At 69.9% G+C, this 16,210-nt stretch carries 16 protein-coding genes and 2 tRNA genes; 7 read left to right on the top strand and 11 right to left on the bottom strand.

Translation table 11 applies throughout. The features are described from left to right. Positions 1-254 precede the first annotated feature (254 nt). Positions 255-1,484, bottom strand: coding sequence for an FAD-dependent oxidoreductase (locus tag IPM43_07685; GenBank protein QQS26377.1), 1,230 nt, complete (start codon positions 1,482-1,484; stop codon positions 255-257). A 2-nt stretch (positions 1,485-1,486) separates the two neighbouring features. After that, positions 1,487-2,770, bottom strand: a complete 1,284-nt coding sequence (locus tag IPM43_07680; protein QQS26205.1) for an aspartate aminotransferase family protein — start codon at positions 2,768-2,770, stop codon at positions 1,487-1,489. A 218-nt stretch (positions 2,771-2,988) separates the two neighbouring features. On the opposite strand from IPM43_07680, the gene IPM43_07675 reads away from it, so the two are divergent. Genes IPM43_07675 through IPM43_07665 form a run of 3 tightly spaced genes read left to right on the top strand, consistent with a single transcriptional unit; the run spans position 2,989 to position 4,912 of the window. Further along, the gene (locus tag IPM43_07675) at positions 2,989-3,384 is read left to right on the top strand and encodes a hypothetical protein (GenBank protein QQS26204.1); all 396 of its coding nucleotides are present in this window, start codon (positions 2,989-2,991) and stop codon (positions 3,382-3,384) included. 32 nt (positions 3,385-3,416) lie between these two features. After that, positions 3,417-4,133 (top strand): hypothetical protein, encoded by a 717-nt coding sequence (locus IPM43_07670; protein QQS26203.1) that lies wholly within the window; start codon positions 3,417-3,419, stop codon positions 4,131-4,133. Next, entirely contained in the window at positions 4,130-4,912 is a 783-nt protein-coding gene (locus IPM43_07665) for a signal peptidase I (protein QQS26202.1), read from the top strand. The genes IPM43_07670 and IPM43_07665 overlap by 4 nt, the downstream gene beginning before the upstream one ends. A gap of 95 nt (positions 4,913-5,007) precedes the next feature. Here the strand turns inward: IPM43_07665 and IPM43_07660 are convergent, their stop codons facing one another. After that, a complete protein-coding gene (locus IPM43_07660; protein ID QQS26201.1) occupies positions 5,008-5,664 on the bottom strand; it encodes a DUF4352 domain-containing protein in 657 nt (218 codons plus the stop codon). Between the two features lie 151 nt (positions 5,665-5,815). After that, positions 5,816-5,889 (bottom strand) — tRNA-Ala (locus IPM43_07655). Between the two features lie 143 nt (positions 5,890-6,032). On the opposite strand from IPM43_07655, the gene IPM43_07650 reads away from it, so the two are divergent. Continuing rightward, complete coding sequence (locus IPM43_07650) at positions 6,033-7,304, top strand: LLM class flavin-dependent oxidoreductase (GenBank protein QQS26376.1); 1,272 nt, start codon at positions 6,033-6,035, stop codon at positions 7,302-7,304. A gap of 24 nt (positions 7,305-7,328) precedes the next feature. Here IPM43_07650 and IPM43_07645 read toward each other — a convergent pair whose 3' ends face one another. Then, the gene (locus tag IPM43_07645; protein ID QQS26200.1) at positions 7,329-7,523 is read right to left on the bottom strand and encodes a hypothetical protein; all 195 of its coding nucleotides are present in this window, start codon (positions 7,521-7,523) and stop codon (positions 7,329-7,331) included. A gap of 21 nt (positions 7,524-7,544) precedes the next feature. Here IPM43_07645 and IPM43_07640 point away from each other — a divergent pair, with 21 nt between their 5' ends. From IPM43_07640 to IPM43_07630, 3 genes are read left to right on the top strand one after another with little or no spacing between them, the layout of a single operon-like run. Next, positions 7,545-8,594, top strand: coding sequence for a TIGR03617 family F420-dependent LLM class oxidoreductase (locus IPM43_07640; GenBank protein ID QQS26199.1), 1,050 nt, complete (start codon positions 7,545-7,547; stop codon positions 8,592-8,594). 26 nt (positions 8,595-8,620) lie between these two features. Next, complete coding sequence (locus IPM43_07635) at positions 8,621-9,850, top strand: magnesium transporter (protein QQS26198.1); 1,230 nt, start codon at positions 8,621-8,623, stop codon at positions 9,848-9,850. Between the two features lie 40 nt (positions 9,851-9,890). Next, on the top strand, positions 9,891-10,442 hold the full coding sequence (locus IPM43_07630; GenBank protein ID QQS26197.1) for a DUF1003 domain-containing protein: 552 nt from the start codon (positions 9,891-9,893) through the stop codon (positions 10,440-10,442). A gap of 121 nt (positions 10,443-10,563) precedes the next feature. On the opposite strand, the gene IPM43_07625 is transcribed toward IPM43_07630, so the two are convergent. From IPM43_07625 to gyrA, 6 genes are all read right to left on the bottom strand, one after another. After that, the gene (locus tag IPM43_07625) at positions 10,564-11,028 is read right to left on the bottom strand and encodes a transcriptional repressor (protein QQS26196.1); all 465 of its coding nucleotides are present in this window, start codon (positions 11,026-11,028) and stop codon (positions 10,564-10,566) included. Continuing rightward, on the bottom strand, positions 11,025-12,038 hold the full coding sequence (locus IPM43_07620; protein QQS26195.1) for a hypothetical protein: 1,014 nt from the start codon (positions 12,036-12,038) through the stop codon (positions 11,025-11,027). Before IPM43_07620 ends, IPM43_07625 begins: the two co-directional genes overlap by 4 nt. A gap of 145 nt (positions 12,039-12,183) precedes the next feature. Next, positions 12,184-12,257, bottom strand: a tRNA-Ile gene (locus IPM43_07615). Positions 12,258-12,295: 38 nt separating this feature from the next. Beyond that, a complete protein-coding gene (locus tag IPM43_07610; protein QQS26194.1) occupies positions 12,296-13,360 on the bottom strand; it encodes a DUF3566 domain-containing protein in 1,065 nt (354 codons plus the stop codon). A gap of 62 nt (positions 13,361-13,422) precedes the next feature. After that, positions 13,423-13,740, bottom strand: coding sequence for a hypothetical protein (locus IPM43_07605; GenBank protein ID QQS26193.1), 318 nt, complete (start codon positions 13,738-13,740; stop codon positions 13,423-13,425). Between the two features lie 7 nt (positions 13,741-13,747). Further along, on the bottom strand, positions 13,748-16,207 hold the full coding sequence (gyrA, locus tag IPM43_07600) for a DNA gyrase subunit A (protein QQS26192.1): 2,460 nt from the start codon (positions 16,205-16,207) through the stop codon (positions 13,748-13,750). Positions 16,208-16,210: the final 3 nt, after the last annotated feature.

The raw sequence follows: 16,210 nt of genomic DNA, 5'->3' as shown, positions 1-16,210 counted from the left end.
GCCGGTGCCACGGCTCCGCGCCCTCGATCCCGGTGCAGGGCTCACATGCCGCGTACGGCGAAACCAGCGGCCGCCCACACGACGCACAGCGCGCGGCCTCGACGCCGAAGGAGGAGTCGACGAGCAGATGAGGTGTCGCGCCGTCCGTCGAGGAGCCAGCGTCCGTGGTGTCTATGCAGTTGTTTCGGCCCGGTCGAGCATGCGCTTGAGCGGCACCTGCACCCTTCTGGCGTTCTTGACACCCACGTTTCCGTTCAACCACCAAGGGTGGCGGCGAGGGCAAGGGCGTCCTCCCACGAGGCACGCTCGGCGAGCAGCTTGCGGAATGGCATCACCAGTCGCGGCATGCTCACGCCGAGGGCCGCGGTGAGCAGGCCACCGCGCCCGTACAGGGCGGTGAACCGGCGCATCACCGGGTCGCCGGCGACGATCCTGACCTCGTCTCCGGGCTCGGCCCGGCCGAGGAACTGGATGCGGGCCTCGAACTGGTCGCTCCAGAAGAAGGGGACCGTGGCATAGGGGACGGCCTCACCCCGTGTCGCCATCATGTACAGGTTCCGTGCTGCGGCCTCACCCTGCTCGGCGGCGTTCGTCCAGTGTTCGATGCGCACCTCGGCGCGGAGCAGGTCGTTCGTCCACCGCGCGACGTCCCCGGCGGCGTAGATCCCCGGAACACCGGCGTTCAGCGTCTCGTCGCACACCACCCCGTCGTTCAGGGTGAGGCCGCTGTCGGCGAGCCAGCCGGTGTTCGGCGCGACGCCGATGCCTACAAGCACGACGTCCGCGGGCACTAGCTCGCCGTCGGCGAGGCGTACGCCGACCACTGCACCTCGGTCGTCACCCACAAGTTGCCCGACGGCGACGTCGCAGCGCAGCCGGACGCCGTTGTCGCCGTGCACCGCGGCCGCGGCGGACCCCATCGCCGCGCCGAGACCGCGAATCATCGGAGCGGATGCTCCTTCGAGCACGGTCACCTCGTTGCCCAAGCGCCGTGCCGTGGCCGCGACCTCGAGCCCGATGAACCCGGCGCCGATGACGACCACCTGTGCCGTGCCGGGCTGCAGCGCGCGGCCAAGAGCCAGCGAGTCGTCGAGCGTGCGCAGCGTGTGGACCCCGGTGAGTGAGGGTTGGCCGGGGAGTTCGCGTGGGGACGCGCCGGTGGCGATCACGAGCCCGTCGAAGTCGACCCGGGTCCCGTCGGCAAGGACGAGTTCGCGCCGCGTGACGTCGAGGCCGCTCGCGCGCACCCCGAGCATCCACTCCACGCCGAGCGAGTCGAGGTCAACCTGCTTGCGCAGCGCGATCCGATCCGGGCCCAACTCGCCGGCGAGGAGCCTCTTCGACAGCGGCGGGCGGTCGTAGGGCTGGTGCGGCTCGGCGCCGACGATCGTGACCTGGCCGCCGAAGCCCTCCTGGCGCAGGGTTTCGGCCGCCCGCAGCCCGGCGAGCGAGGCACCGACGATCGCGACGTGGTCGAGGCGCACGGTCACACCGTGCCGGTAGAGCGCACGGCCTCGTCGATGGACTCCCGCAACACCACGGCCATCGTGTCGATCTCGGACTCCGTAACGGTGAACGGACAGCCGAACATGACGGCGTCGTGCACGGGGCCCGATCCCGCCGGGTAGTACCAGACGTCTCGGCGCAGCCCGGCGGCGACCACCTGCGAGGCCAGCCTGGCCGTGACCGGGAACTGCTCCCCGGTGTCACGGTCGAGTGCGAGCTGCACGCCTACGAACAGGCCGCGGCCGCGGATGTCGGCGACGTGGCGGTGGTCGCCGAGCTCCTCACGCAGTCGCTGCTGGAGCAGCGCGCCCATCGCGGCACTGCGCTCGACGAGTTGCTCCCCTTCGAGTATGTCGAGGACCGCCTCGGCCCCGGCACATGCCGCGTCACTGCCGCTGTAGGTGAAGAACATGAACCCGCCCATCGCCTGGAGCGGCTCGACGACGTCGGCTCTGGTGGCGACCATGCCGATCGGTACGTAGCCACCGCCCAGCCCCTTGCCGCCGACGACGACATCGGGCTGGAACGGGAAGTGCTCGTGGCCGAAGCGCCGACCGGTGCGCCCGAAGCCGGTCATCACCTCGTCGGCGATCAGCAAGATGTCGTGTTCCTTGCACACCCTCGTCACGGTGGACCAGTAGTGGTCGTCGGCGACAAGACAACCGCCCGATGCGCCTGTGATCGGCTCGGCGATGAACCCGGCGATCGTGCTCGGGTCCTCCTGCTCGATCACCTTCACCACCGCGTCGGCGTCGTCCCACGGCACTTTCGGGAAGTCGAGGAGCATGGGTTCGAACCCGGCTTGTCTCCCGGAATGGCTGGCGGCGGCGATCGTCCCGAGGGTCATCCCGTGGTAGCTCGGGTGGCGGCCGACGATCTTCCACCTCTCGGGGCGGCCTTTGGAGAGCTGATACGCCCGGGCGAGGCGCACCGCGGAGTCGGTCGACTCGCTGCCCCCGCTCGTGAAGAACAGCTGCGTGAAGCCTGGTGGCAACCAGCGCTCGACCAGGCGGTCGCGCAGCGCCAGACGGTGAGGCGTGGGCCAGATCGGCACCACATACCCCGCGGTCGCCATCGCGTCGTGGACACGGTCCGCGACCTCGCGCCTGCCGTGGCCGACGTTGGCCACGATCGCTCCGCCGGCGGCGTCGAGGATCCGTCGTCCGTCAGCGGTGAACAGGTAAGAGCCCTGCCCGCCGACCACCAGCGGGCCCGCGACCTGCCCAGGCACGAAAGAGAACCGGTTCAGGTCAGCGGCCGTCATCTGAGCAGGATTCTCGCACCCGGAGACCCCACTTCTGAGCCAGATTCACGGTGAGTGGCGCTCGGTGGCTGTGTACCACGTGGGGTGGTGTGGAGCGCGAAAAACGGCCGCTTCGGTGCGAAATTTCCCTCAAGTCCGCGCCCCGGTTTGACGATCCCGATCCGGTGCCCAAGGGCGGGTACCTGCCCCAGTGCGGGAATCTAGGAGGGAACAACACAATGAGTCTGATCCGTAGAGGGTCAATCGCCGTGCTCGGCGGCATCGCCGTCGCGGGCACGGTAGGGGCGGCGGCGGCCAGCCTCGGCGGATTGAGCTCCAGCTCACTCGGCTCCGACGACGCCATCGTCGCGTCCTGTGACTCCGACGGCATCGTCGTCGCGTACACGACGGCGTGGGACGCCACCGACCAGCGTTACGAGGTCTCGGCGGTGTCGTTCTCGTCGGTCGCCGCGGCCTGCAACGGCCTCGCCTACTCGGTGACGTTGTCGGACGGTTCGACCGCTCTCGCTACGGCCAGCGGCACGGTGTCGCTGTCAAGCGGCGCGTTCTCGGCAGCAGTGAGCGGCGTCGCTGCCACTGCGGTCGCCGGTACTTCACTCGTCATCTCGGGCTGATGTAGCACGCACAGACCCCGGGCTCCCACCGCATGTCCCCCAACCTTCGGACGACGAGCATTCTGCGACCCTTCGCGGCCGCACTCGTGCTCGTCATGGCCTCCGTGGTGGTGGTTCATGCGGTGGGGCTCGGAGGGCTCCACGCCCGGTCGCTCGGGTCGTGGCAGGGAGCGGCACCTTCGACGCCAACCGTGCTCACCTGCGACCGCTTCAACCTCTCCGCACCTACCGGAACGGCGATCAACGGGCGCCCCGTGCGCTCGGTGGCGTCGTGCGGGACGTTCACGTGGGCGACGCACTCGGGCACGTGGTCGATCAGCAGCGGCCGCGCCGGTGCGTCGGGGACGAACGCCACGGCAACGCTGCCGACCACTAGCGCCAGCATCACCGTCGACGCAGAGATGACCGGCCTCGCGTCTGGTCGCATCGGCGGACTCGCGCTGTCGCACGGCGGGACTGGTGGGCGTTACCTCGCCGGCGTCGTCAACGGTCTGACACAGGTCCAGCTGCGTTTGTACAACGGCAGCGCGATCTCGACCCTCGCCACGGCCACGACCACCCTCGCCTCCACCATCCAACTGCGGGTGAGGCGTAGCGCCAGCACGGTCACCATCTCCGTCAACGGCACGGTGCGGCTCACGTACACACTGACCGCCGCGAACCTGACGACGCTGGGGTCGGGCACCCGGGCGGGTCTCTACGCTTCGAACAACTCTCTGCGGTTCACAGACTTCGTGGCGACGCCATGAGCTGGAGACGGGCGGTCTCGTACATCTCCACCCTCGGCGCCGTCGCCGCGCTCGTGTGGTTCTGGCCCGCAAGCCTTGGCGGCGCTACCCGGGCAGTGATGGTCGCCGGCGAGTCGATGGAGCCGAGCTACCACCTCGGCGATCTCGTCGTCGCTCGCGAGCGGAGCGATTTCTCAGTCGGTGACGTCGTGGTGTTCCAAGTGGCCGACGGCGCGGGCGAGGGCGAGCTCGTGATCCACCGCATCGTCGCCGTGCGCGACGACGGCAGCTTCGTGACGAAGGGCGACAACCGCGCGGTCGCCGACCAGTTCCACGTGACCGCCGACGACATCGTCGGCGAGCCCGTGCTGCGCATCCCCTGGGGCGGGCACCTGATCGCCCTGATGCGTCAGGGTTGGTTCCTCGCCGCGGTCAGCGGCGTGCTCACCGCGCTCTTGCTCTGGCCGCGGGGTCGATCGAAGCAGGTTGAGGCAGCACCTGAGGAGGTCGCCGACGACGGACCTGCTCCGGCCATCGGTCTGGCGCTACTGGACGATCCGAGCGTCGTGGCCGAGGCCGAGGCCTGGCTAGCCGAGCAGCTCGCGCAGCACCCGATGGGGATCCTTCGCGACGACCTCGACGCCGCCGGCAGCGCCGGCCAGCTCGAAGAGGTGCGCGATCACCTGTTCCACGGCGATGAAGTCGAGCTCACCGCGGAGTTCCACCACCTGTTCGTGACCACGCCGGACGGAGGACACGATCGGCGACACCGAGTGCTTGAGGTAGGACAGCAGGTGTAAGCGAAGTCCGCGCCGCTCACCCGATCGATACGTTCGGGACCGGTCGCAGCAGACACGTGGCGGCTGTAGTGACGCTCATGTCGGGTGGAGTGGGGTCAGAGTGTGAAGGTGACGCCTTTGGCGGTGAGGGATCCCTTGACGTGAAGCTGGAGACCTGTCGACTCGTTCGGCACCTCGAACACCGCCCAGCCTCGGCGGTTCGACCCCGCAGGGATCTCGCCGTCGAGCTGCGGAAGGTCGACGCCGGCGAAGGCGACGTTCCAGTGTTGGCCGAGTGAGTCGACGATCTCCAAGAGCATGAGCGTGGAAAAAGTCTCCGTCTCGTCGCTCTTGTTGACGACGTCGAGTTCGACGGCCACGAACTTGCGGCCGTCAGCTGGGCGCTCGAACTGGTTGGTCGACACGAACGGGTTCTGGACGGAAGCCAGCGTGACGTCGAGATCGGCCGTGTCGTCGGTGCCACCGACACCGAGTATCGCTGCTTCGATTGGCAGCGAGTTCGGTTCCGCGGCATCGTCGGCTTCGTCGTCAGGCGACGTCACCGAACCGATCGCACCGACCACGCCAACCACGACCAGCAGTCCGAGGAGCACCCACGGCCAACGGCGCTTCTTCTTCAGCTTGTAGCCCTTCGGCGGCTGGAAACGCGGCTGCTGATACGCCTGAACCTGGTGGTATGCCAGGTGCTGGTGTGCTTGCTGAGGCGGAAGGTTCGGGCCGGGAGGCGGAGGTGGTGGCAATGCGTTGCTCATCGACGTTCGTCCTGTCGTATCGATCGGGACGCTTCGAGCCCGATCCCGGATTCGGTATCGGCTTGAATCGACAGCGCCTTGAAGTTCCGATCTGAGCGATGGAAGGCGAAGGACTCGACGCGATCGTCACCGGGCTATTCGACGGGCGGAGTGGAGACGATGGGACTCGAACCCACGACCCCCTGCTTGCAAAGCAGGTGCTCTAGCCAGCTGAGCTACGTCCCCTAGAAGGGCAGCGTCAATCTAGCGAGAGCCTCGTCGGCTTCCGAGCCGACGCGAGAGCGAAGCGGCTCCTAGGGTCGGGCCCCATGACGCAGACGCATCTCGGCGACGGCAACGGCTCAGACGCTGGCCACGGGCCGAGCCCCATCGGACGGGTGCAGTTCGGCGCCTTCCTCGCCCCCCACCACCCCGTCGGTGAACACCCGACGCTCCAGATCCAGCGTGACCTCGACTTCGCCGCGCATCTCGACCGTTTGGGATTCGAGGAGTTCTGGTGCGGTGAGCACCACTCCAGCGGGTGGGAGACGATCGCCTCCCCGGAGATGTTCCTCGCCGCTGCCGGCCAGCGCACGTCCACGATCCGCCTCGGCACCGGTGTGGTCTCGCTGCCGTATCACCACCCGTTCAACGTCGCCCAGCGCATCGTGCAGCTCGACCACATGACCCGCGGCCGGGCGATCTTCGGCACCGGCCCAGGGGCGCTGCCTTCCGACGCCCGCACGCTCGGCATCGACCCGCTGCTCCAGCGCGACCGGCAGGACGAGGCGATGGGCGTGATCCTGCGCCTACTGCGCGGCGAGCCGCGGTTCAGCCACGAGAGCGACTGGTTCACCTTGAACGACGCCGAGCTGCAGCTCCTTCCCCTGCAGGAGCAGATCGAGGTGGCCACCGCGTCGAGCATCTCGCCGTCGGGGATGCAGCTAGCGGGCAAGTACGGGTGCGGCGTGCTCTCGATCGCGTCGACGTCGACCGACGGCATCCAGGCGCTACCCACCCAGTGGGGTTTCGCCGAGGAGGCCGCCGCGGCTCACGGCCAGACCGTCGACCGGCGCAAGTGGCGGGTGCTGATCGCCTTCCACCTGGCCGAGTCGCGCGAGCAGGCGCGAGCCGAGGCGGTTCACGGCCTGCATAGGTGGCACAACGAGTACAACGTGTGGACCCTCGGGCGCCCCGGCGCCCAGCACGTAGCCGACCCCTGGGAGCTGCTCGACCAGGTGACCGCCACGGGCGCGAGCGGGGCTGGGGCGGCCGTCGTCGGCACCCCCGACGAGCTCGTCACCACGATCCGCCGTCTACAGGAGATCACCGGCGGGTTCGGGGTGGTGCTCGGCTTCGCCCACGACTGGGCCAACCGCGAGGCGACGTTGCGCTCGTGGGAGCTGCTCGCGAGGTACGTCGTACCCGAGATCAACGGCTACACACGCGGTCTGTGGAACTCGATGCAGTACCTGCACGACAACCAGTCCGAGCTGATGGCCGGAGCCGGCGCGGCGGTGATGCAGAAGATCCTCGCCCACGAGGGCGCGGCGAAGGCGATGGCGACGACGATGCAACAGATGGCCAGCCAGGCCGAGGCCGCGAACGAGCGCGCGAGCACGTTCCGCCCCGGTGGCGGCCTGCCCACCGACGACAGCTGAACCCCGAGCCGACCCGCCGAGTCGCTAGTCGTCGTCGCTGAAGGCGACCGCGTTCGGGGTGACGTTCATCTTCGGCTCGTACTCGGCCACCTCGACGTGGCGGGCCTCGATGCCGACGGTCGCGCGCAGTTCCTCGCGACAGGTGATGCACGGTCCGTAGAAGCGGGCCTCGACGAGGTTCTGGCAGCGAGGGCAGGTGAAGGCGGGCACGGCGCCCATCGTGCCACCTACGCTGCCGTCGTGCGCGTCGACGTGATGACCTTCCCGGGCAAGCTCTCCGAGATGGGCGCCTTCGCCCACGACGCCCAAAGCGCGGGCTTCGACGGGCTGGTGTTCACCGAGGGCGGGCGAACCGCGTACCTCTCCGCCGCCGCGGCGGCGCTCGGCGCGCCCGGGCTGCACATCTCCACCGGGGTCGCCGTGGCGTTCCCGCGCAGCCCGATGGTGACGGCCTCTACCGCATGGGAGCTGCAGGAGGCGACCGGGGGCCATTTCCGCCTCGGACTTGGCACCCAGGTGCGCGCCCATGTCGTGCGCCGGTACAGCGCACCGTTCGACCCGCCCGGCCCACGCCTGCGCGACTACGTGCAGGCGGTCAAGGCCTGCTTCGCCGGCTTCCGTGGCGAGCCGCTCGACCACCACGGCACCTTCTACGAGCTCACGTTCCTGTCACCGCAATGGAGCCCGGGTGCGATCGACTACCCCGATCCGTTCGTCGACATCGCCGCCGTCAACCCGTGGATGCTGCGCATGGCCGGCCAGGTGGCCGACGGCGTTCACGTGCACCCGATCGGCGAGCCGGGCTACCTCCGCCGCACGGTGGTGCCGAACGTCGAGGCTGGTGCCCTCGAAGCGGGCAGGGAGGAGGCCGAGATCGCCCTCATCGTGCCGGTGATGACCATCGTCGGCGACAGCGAGGCCGAGCGCGCCCACGACCGCGAGCACCTGCGGATGATGATCTCGTTCTATGCAAGTACACCGAACTACGCGTTCATCTGGGACGAGGCTGGTTTCGAGGGAACGACCTCGCGGGTGAGGGAGCGCCAGAAGGCGGGGGACTTCGCCGGGATGGCGGCGCAGATCACCGACGCCCATCTCGAGGCGTTCACCACCGAGGCGACGTGGGACGACCTCGCGGCGGCGCTCACCACGAAGTACCGCGGCCTCGCCACACGCTTGGTGCTGTACAACGCGAGTCAGGAACACGGCCGCGACCGCGAGCGCTTCGCGCGCTACGGCGAGGTGGCTCGCCAAGTGCGAGCGCTGACCGCAGCCTTGCCCGGGACCTAGTCAGGGCACGGGGGTAGCCTCCACGCGTGGCCGGCGATCTCATCTACGCGTTCCGGGTGATGCGCCTGCCGCTGCTCGACGCCGGTGGGGCCGCGATCGGGCGCCTCGAAGACGTCGTCGTCGTCCCCGGGCGGGTGGGCAGCGCCCCCCGCGTGGTCGGCTTCGTCGCCACCAGCCAGCGCCGGCGGATCTTCGTCAACGCGGGCCGCATCGCGGAGCTCGACAGCGACGGCGCCCGGCTGCGCTCGTGGGACCTCGACCTCAACCCGTTCAAGCCGAAGCCGGGCGAGCTGCTGCTCGGCGTCGACATCATCGACGCGCGCGTCGGCGACGAGAAGGTCAGCGACGTCGCTCTGCGCGGCGCGGGCGACGGCCGGGCGATGTGGTGGGAGGTCTCCCACGTACGCCTCGCCAAGCGCACCGCGCTGCGACGCCGGCCGAGCGTGCGCCTCGTCGAGTGGACCGAGGTGCCCCACCTGTTCGCGGCGCGCACCGAGATGGCCGCCGAGGCCGTCAGGCTGCGCGACCTGCACCCCTCCGACGTCGCCGCGGCGGTGCGCGCTCTGCCCCTCACCCAACGCCGCCAGCTCGCCGAGGCGATGGACGACGAACGCCTCGCCGATCTGCTCGAGGAGCTTCCGGAGGCAGAGCAGCTCCGCCTCATCGAGGGTCTCGATCTGGACCGCCTGATCGGCGTGCTCGACGAGATGGAGTACGACGACCTGGCCGACCTGCTCGCCGAGATGCCCGGCGAGCAGAGGACGCTGATCCTCGAGGCGATGGACGACGAAGAGGCAGACGTGGTGCGGCGCCTGCTCGCATACGAAGAGGGCACCGCCGGCGGGCTGATGACGCCGGAGTTCATCGTGCTCGGACCGACGGCAACCGTCGCTGCGGCCCTGGCCGCGATCCGCGACCCGACCTGGCTGGTGTCGATCGCCACCCAGGTGTTCGTGTGCCAGCCGCCGTATAAACCACCCACCGGCCCCTACCTCGGTGTGGTTCACTTCCAGCGGCTCCTGCGTGAGCCGCCGAGCATGGAGCTCGGGCGCTGCCTGGAGCACGAGCCGACGCTCACCCCCGACGTCGCCGACCACGAGGTTGCCGAGCGGCTGGCGTCGTACAACCTGCTCGCGATCGGTGTGTGCGACGAGGCCGGTCGCCTGCTCGGCGCGATCACCGTCGACGACGTGCTCGACCGCACTCTGCCGACCGGTTGGCGACAACGCCGCCGCCAGAGCAGCCCATCCACCTGAACAAGGATCCAGCCAACGCCAGCGCGAAAGGAGGTGCACGATGAAGCGACGCGAAGACCTGACCACGCCGCGCCAGCGACGCCGACTCGGCGTGCACTACGACCCCAACGCGTTCGGGCAGTTCTCCGAAGGCATCGCCCGCTACCTCGGCACCGCCCGCTACCTCGTGTTCCAGACGGGGGTGATCGTCGTCTGGATCACCTGGAACCTCGTCGTCCCCGACTCGTGGCGCTTCGACCCCTGGGGCCGAGGGCTGGTGCTGCTCACCCTGGTGCTCTCGCTCCAGGCGTCTTACGCCGCGCCGCTCATCCTGCTCGCCCAGAACCGCCAGGAAGAGCGCGACCGGGGGCAGTCCGAGCTGGACCGCCGGGTCGCCGAGCGCACCCAGGCCGACACGCAGTTCCTCGCCCGCGAGATCGCCGGCGTGCGCATCGCGCTTGCCGACGTCGTCACCTCAGAAGACCTGAAGGAGCACCTTCCCGATTCCCGTGACGGCGGCCAAGGCGATCGTCTGGTGGCCGAGATCGAGCGGCTGACAGCGGCGGTCGAGCGCCTTCACTCCCGCCTCGAGGAGCCCCACCGGCAGACCTGACCGCCCCCGATCGCCCGGCCGGGCGGGCCGGAAGTGCGATATCTCAGAGCACCCGTCTGTCACGACATATCGCACTTCGCGCGGCCCGGGCGGAAGTGCGATATCTCAGTGCACCCGTCTGTCACGACATATCGCACTTCGCGGGAGAGGCGCCCGGGCACTGCGCGCAGCGGCCGACGAGGTCGAGGCGGTGGTGCGTGACGACGAAGCCCTCCGCGGCCGCCATCGAGGCGAGCGCTCCGCTCAGCACGGCCTCGACGTCGTGGGGCACGACGATGTCACGCACCGCACCGCACTCCGCGCAGATGAGGTGGTGGTGGTGACCGGTCAGCTCCTCGGCCAACTCGAAGCACGCCCACTCCCCCGTCGTGATCACCTTCGTCACCACTCCGGAGCGCTCCAGCACGTCGAGGTTGCGGTACACCGAGCTCTGCGCCAGCCCCCGACCGGCGTGCAGGATCTCCGGGATCGGCAACGGGTGCTCCGCTCCGGACAGCACCTCGACGAGCAGGCGCCTGGCAGCGGTGTACCGGTGGCCGTCCCGGCCGAGGCGCCGGGCGGCGACAGCGTGCACTTCTTCGGTCATTGCTCGGGCTCGGCGAACTCCATCACGTCGATCCCCCTCGCCCGCACGTCGTCGAGCAGCTCCCGCTGGGGCAATCGCTGCTCCCCCAGGCACACCACGCCCGGCCCGGCCCCCGCGCAGCCGTCGACGACGAACGCGGCCATCGTCGCCGCCACTGCCGCGGTGGTGACCGCCGCCCGCTCGGCCGCACCGGCCACCTCGGTCCGGCGGGCCTCGCCGGCGTAACCACGGACCTCGACCCGGAGCCCTCCGATGCCCCCTTCGGAGTGCGGGGGCGTCAGCATCGGCAGGCGGGCGGTGAGCCGGTCCCGCCGAGTCGCAGACACCCGCGCGCTGATCCGGACCACGTCCGGAAACGCGCGCAGCAGCACGATCGGGTCGACGAGCTCTGCGCGATAGCAGTCGCGACCACCGATCGGTTCGGGGAACCAGCACAGCTCACGCCCGCTGCCGCCGGCACGGCGCAGCCACTGCCCGTCGTGCCAACCAAGCGCCGTGCCGCCGAGGATGCGGTGGTGCTGGCGCGCGCACGACGGCCCACCCGTGCCGTGCACCGCCACGTGCAACTCGTCGACGGAGTCGAGCCGAGAGGCCAGCTCGGCAGCGATCAGACCCGACAGCCCGGGGGAGCTCGCGGCGCCGACGACGAGGCACGCCCCATGGGCCGCCGCGAGGTCGTCCAGCTCGAGCAGTTCGGTGACGTCCGCGAGGTCGTCGGAGGTGGACACGACGTGTACACCGCGCCGCAAGAACCGCTCGGCCAGCGCCAGGTGGGGGGCCGGATGGGCGAGGACGACGAGGTCGACGAGGTCCAGCTCGTCGGGCGTGACCGCTGCGAGAGGCAGATCGCGCCCGAGCGCGGCGGTCAGCCCCGGACGCAGCTCGCTGACCGGCAGCGGGCCGACTGCGGGGGCGAGCTGGCGGGCAACGCGAGCACCCACCGCCCCCAGGCCGACGAGTCCGATGCGGCCCCGGGGAACGCGCACCGCCGGAAGCGGTTCGTGTGACACGGCGGGAACGCTCACCGCGGCCGGGACAGCTCGCGCCAGCCGCCGCGCTGGGGCGGAACCCCGCCGCGTCCGCGTAGCCGCAGAGTGCCGGCGATGATGCCGGCCATGGAAAGCGCCATCAGCGCCCGACGCAAGGTCTTCACCGTGGGGCTAGCAAGAATCGAACTTGCGACCTCATCCTTATCAGGGATGCGCTCTAACCGACTGAGCTATAGCCCCGGGGGCCGGCTCACGATATCGGCCATGGGGCGAGTAGCTCAACCGTCCTCCGCGGCGGACACGATCCACGGGTCCACGCCGGGATCGTCGACCGCGTCAGGCTCCTCGAACCCGGCGTCGGCGGCGGGGATGGCTGCTTCGGCCACTGCTGCGGTCGAAGGCACCGCTTGGTCGCCCCCGTCGGCCACCACCGCCGTCGCACTCGTCACCGGCTCGACCCGCTGCGGGGCAGGGCGCAGCCAGCGTCGGGCGGGGATCGCGACCAGCTCCTCTTCGAGCACGGTCACCCGGATCCCGCCGACCAAGTCGGTGACGAGGTTGAACGTCGCCGCCGCGAGCACGGCCAGACCGGTGAGGCCGACCACGGCGAACAGCCCGATGATCCAGGCGGCGTGGAAGATCTCCCCGCCGTTGAACTCGAACGTCTCCCAGCCGAAGCTCTCCATGAAGCGCTCGACGTTGTCGACCGTCCCGGTCGCGTGGGCGACGTTCCAGAGAAGCACCCCGGACAGCATCGTCGTCGCGTAGCCGACGAGGTTGAACATGAGGGCGATCTTGAACACCCCCCACGGGTCGACGTAGCGGATCACCCTCGTCACCCGCCGCACGCGCGCCCTACGGGGCAACTGCAGCTGACGCCGTGGCGCGGCCGGGCGTGGTGGCGCTTCGGTGGCGACGCCGGGTGGGGTGGTTCCGCCGCCGGTCGTCGGCTGGGCGATCTCGCCAGCTTCTCCGCTGCGGTCGGTCTCGCCGTCGGGCACGACCGCGGGCACGATGACGAGCGGCTCGGGTTCGGCACGGGCGCTCACCCGGGCCGCGCCACGGGTGCCGCCAGCCCCGACCACCACCGCCGCCGGTCGGGAAGGTTCGTTCACCCATCCCGGAACGGTCGGGTCGTCGCCATTGCCGGACCCGGTCGGCTCGGCGACCGTGGTCACCGCCCGGCGGCTGGGGCGGGGAATCCCTCCGGACGCGTCGGCGATGCCCGGGTCGGGCCGGCGGGGCCGAGCCGCGTCGCGATCGGTGCTGATCCCCGAACGACGACGGCGCGGGCGCTGGGGCGCCGGTACGGCGCCGGGCCCGTCGTCGTGCAGGTCGGCCATCGTGAACGAGCGTAGAGCACCGCCTGGCGCCCCCGTAGGGCACCCCCGCGACGCCCGCGTGTCTACGGAGACGTGCTGGCGCGCGCTGTGGCGCGCCGGCCGTGCACTTCGACGGTGACGATCACGTCGCCCCCGACGGAGCTCACGCTGACGAGCACCGCGCCGTTCGCAGCCGCGACCCGCTCGGCCTCACCCGCACCCGACGCCGCACCCGCGAGGGCAGCGGCGTCAGCGGCATGCTGAGCCGCTGCGTCGTCGACGGCGCCGCCCGCGACATGGCCGAGCGCGACGGTGAGCGCCGCGGCGACAGCGACCAGCCCGACGACGAGCACGGAAGCCTGGCCGGCATCGGCGGTCGGGACGAGACGGGCGCGCCGCACGCTCTGCTCAGTCTTCGTCGTCGTCGCTCGCGAGGATCGCCGCGACCGAGGCCACCGTCTGGCCCTCGTCGAGGCTCATCACCCGCACGCCCGTGGCTTCGCGTCCCTGGCTCGAGATCTGGCGCACCGACATCCGGATGGTCACCCCACCGGAGGACACGGCGACGATCTCGTCGTCGAGACCCACCATGAACGCGGCCACCACGTGGCCCTTCTTGCCCGTCAGCTTGATGCCGATCACACCTTGGCCACCGCGGCCCTGGCGGTTGAAGCGGTCGAGCTGGGTGCGCTTGCCGTACCCGGCCTCGGTGACCATCAAGATCGCGGTGTCGTCCTTCGCCACGTCGACAGACACGAGCTCGTCACCGGCTCTCAGCCTCATCCCCCGCACGCCGGCCGCGGCCCGCCCCATGGGGCGCACCTCGTCCTCGGAGAAGCGGATGGTGGTGCCCATGCGCGACACCATGAAGATGTCGTCGGTGCCGCTCGTCTCGATCACCCGCACCAGCTCGTCGCCGTCACGCAGGTTGAGCGCGATCAGGCCGTCGCGGCGACCGTTGTCGTACTCGTTGAACGCGGTCTTCTTCACCGTGCCCTGGCGCGTGGCGAAGAACAGGTAGCGCTCCCCTGCGAAGTCGCGGGTGTCGATGATCGCCTGGATCGTCTCGCCGGGCTGCAGCGGCAGCAGGTTGACGATCGGCATCCCCTTCGCCGTGCGCTCTCGCTCGGGGATGTCCATCGCCCGCAGCCGGTAGACCCGGCCCCGGTTGGAGAAGAACAGCAGGTAGGCGTGCGCCGTGGTGAAGATCACGTGGCGCACGAGGTCGTCGGTCTTCAGCTTGGCGCCACTGACCCCGCGTCCGCCGCGCCCCTGGTTCTTGAACGAACCGGCGGACACGGACTTGACGTACTGCGCCTCGGTCATCACGACGACGAGCTCTTTGTCCTCGACGAGGTCTTCGATGGCCATGTCGCCGGTGTCGTGGGTGAGCTTGCACACCCGCGGCTTCGCGAAGGATTCCTTGATCGCGAGGATCTCGTCTTTGATCACCGTGCGCAGCTTGGCGTCGTCGGCCAGGATCGACTGCAGCTCGGCGATGCGCTCGCGCACGTCGGCGATCTCGGTCTCGATGTCGATCCGGCTGAGCCGCGTGAGCTGGCGCAGCTGCATGTCGAGGATGTCGATCGCCTGGATCTCGGAGAACTCGAACGGCGGCGACATCAGCGCTTCCTTCGCGGCGCCCGCGTCGTCGCTCGCGCGGATGACGGCGATGATCTGGTCGATGACGTCGAGCGCCTTCAGCCGCCCCTCGAGGACGTGCTCGCGCCGCTGCGCCTTGTCGAGGCGGAACTGCGAGCGGCGCTGGATGACCTCGACCTGGTGCCGCACGTAGCCGACGAGCGCGTCACGCAGGTTGACCAGCCGGGGCACGCTGTCGACCAGCGCGACCATGTTGATCGCGAAGCTCGTCTGCAGCTGGGTCATCTTGAACAAGTTGTTGAGCACCACGTTCGCGTTGGCGTCGCGCTTCAACGTGATGAGCAGGTTCGTCTTTCCGCCGGCGGAGTTGTCGTTGACGTCGGCGATGCCCTCGAGGTCGCCGCCGTCGACGAGGTCTTGGATGCGGGCAGCGATGGCCGAGCAGCTCGTCTGATAGGGCAGCTCGGAGACGACGATCTGCATCCCGCCGCGCTTGGCCTCGACGATCTCTGCCGAGGCGCGCATCTTCACGCTCCCCCGGCCGGTGCGGTAGGCGTCGATGATGCCCGCCCGGCCGAGGATCGAGCCCCCGGTCGGGAAGTCGGGGCCCTTCACGAACTGCATCAGGTCGTCCGGGGTCGCATCGGGGTTGTCGATGAGATGGACGACGGCGTCGATCACTTCGCCCAGGTTGTGGGGCGGGATGTTGGTCGCCATGCCGACCGCGATCCCCTGGCTGCCGTTGACGAGCAGGTTCGGGAACCGCGCCGGCAGCACCTTCGGCTCCTCGGTGGTGCCGTCGTAGTTCGGCACCATGTCGACGGTGTCCTCGTCGATGTCGGCGAGGAGCTGCATCGCGAGCGGGTGCAGGCGCGACTCGGTGTAGCGCTCGGCCGCCGGACCGAAGTCGGGGCTGCCGTAGTTGCCGTGGAAGTCGATCAGCGGGTGGCGCAGCGAGAACGGCTGGGCCATGCGCACCAAAGCGTCGTAGATGGCCGAGTTGCCGTGGGGGTGGTAGCGGGCCATGGTGTCGCCCGTGACTCGGGCGCACTTCACGAACGGGCGGTCGGGGCGGAACCCCTGTTGCTCCATGTCCCAGATGATTCGGCGGTGCACCGGCTTCAGCCCGTCGCGCACGTCGGGCAGCGCGCGCGCCATGATCACCGACATCGCGTAGTCGAGGAAGCTGCGCTCCATCTCGTCGTGGAGCTGGATCGGCTGGACGGGCTCGTGGCCTTCGTCGGGGGTGATCGGTGTGTCGCTCATCTG

It is taken from the genome of Actinomycetota bacterium (genome assembly GCA_016700055.1).
Lineage (GTDB): Bacteria > Actinomycetota > Acidimicrobiia > Acidimicrobiales > Ilumatobacteraceae > Kalu-18.
Note: the sequence above shows the minus strand (reverse complement) of the source record. Positions and strands in the feature narration are given on the sequence as shown.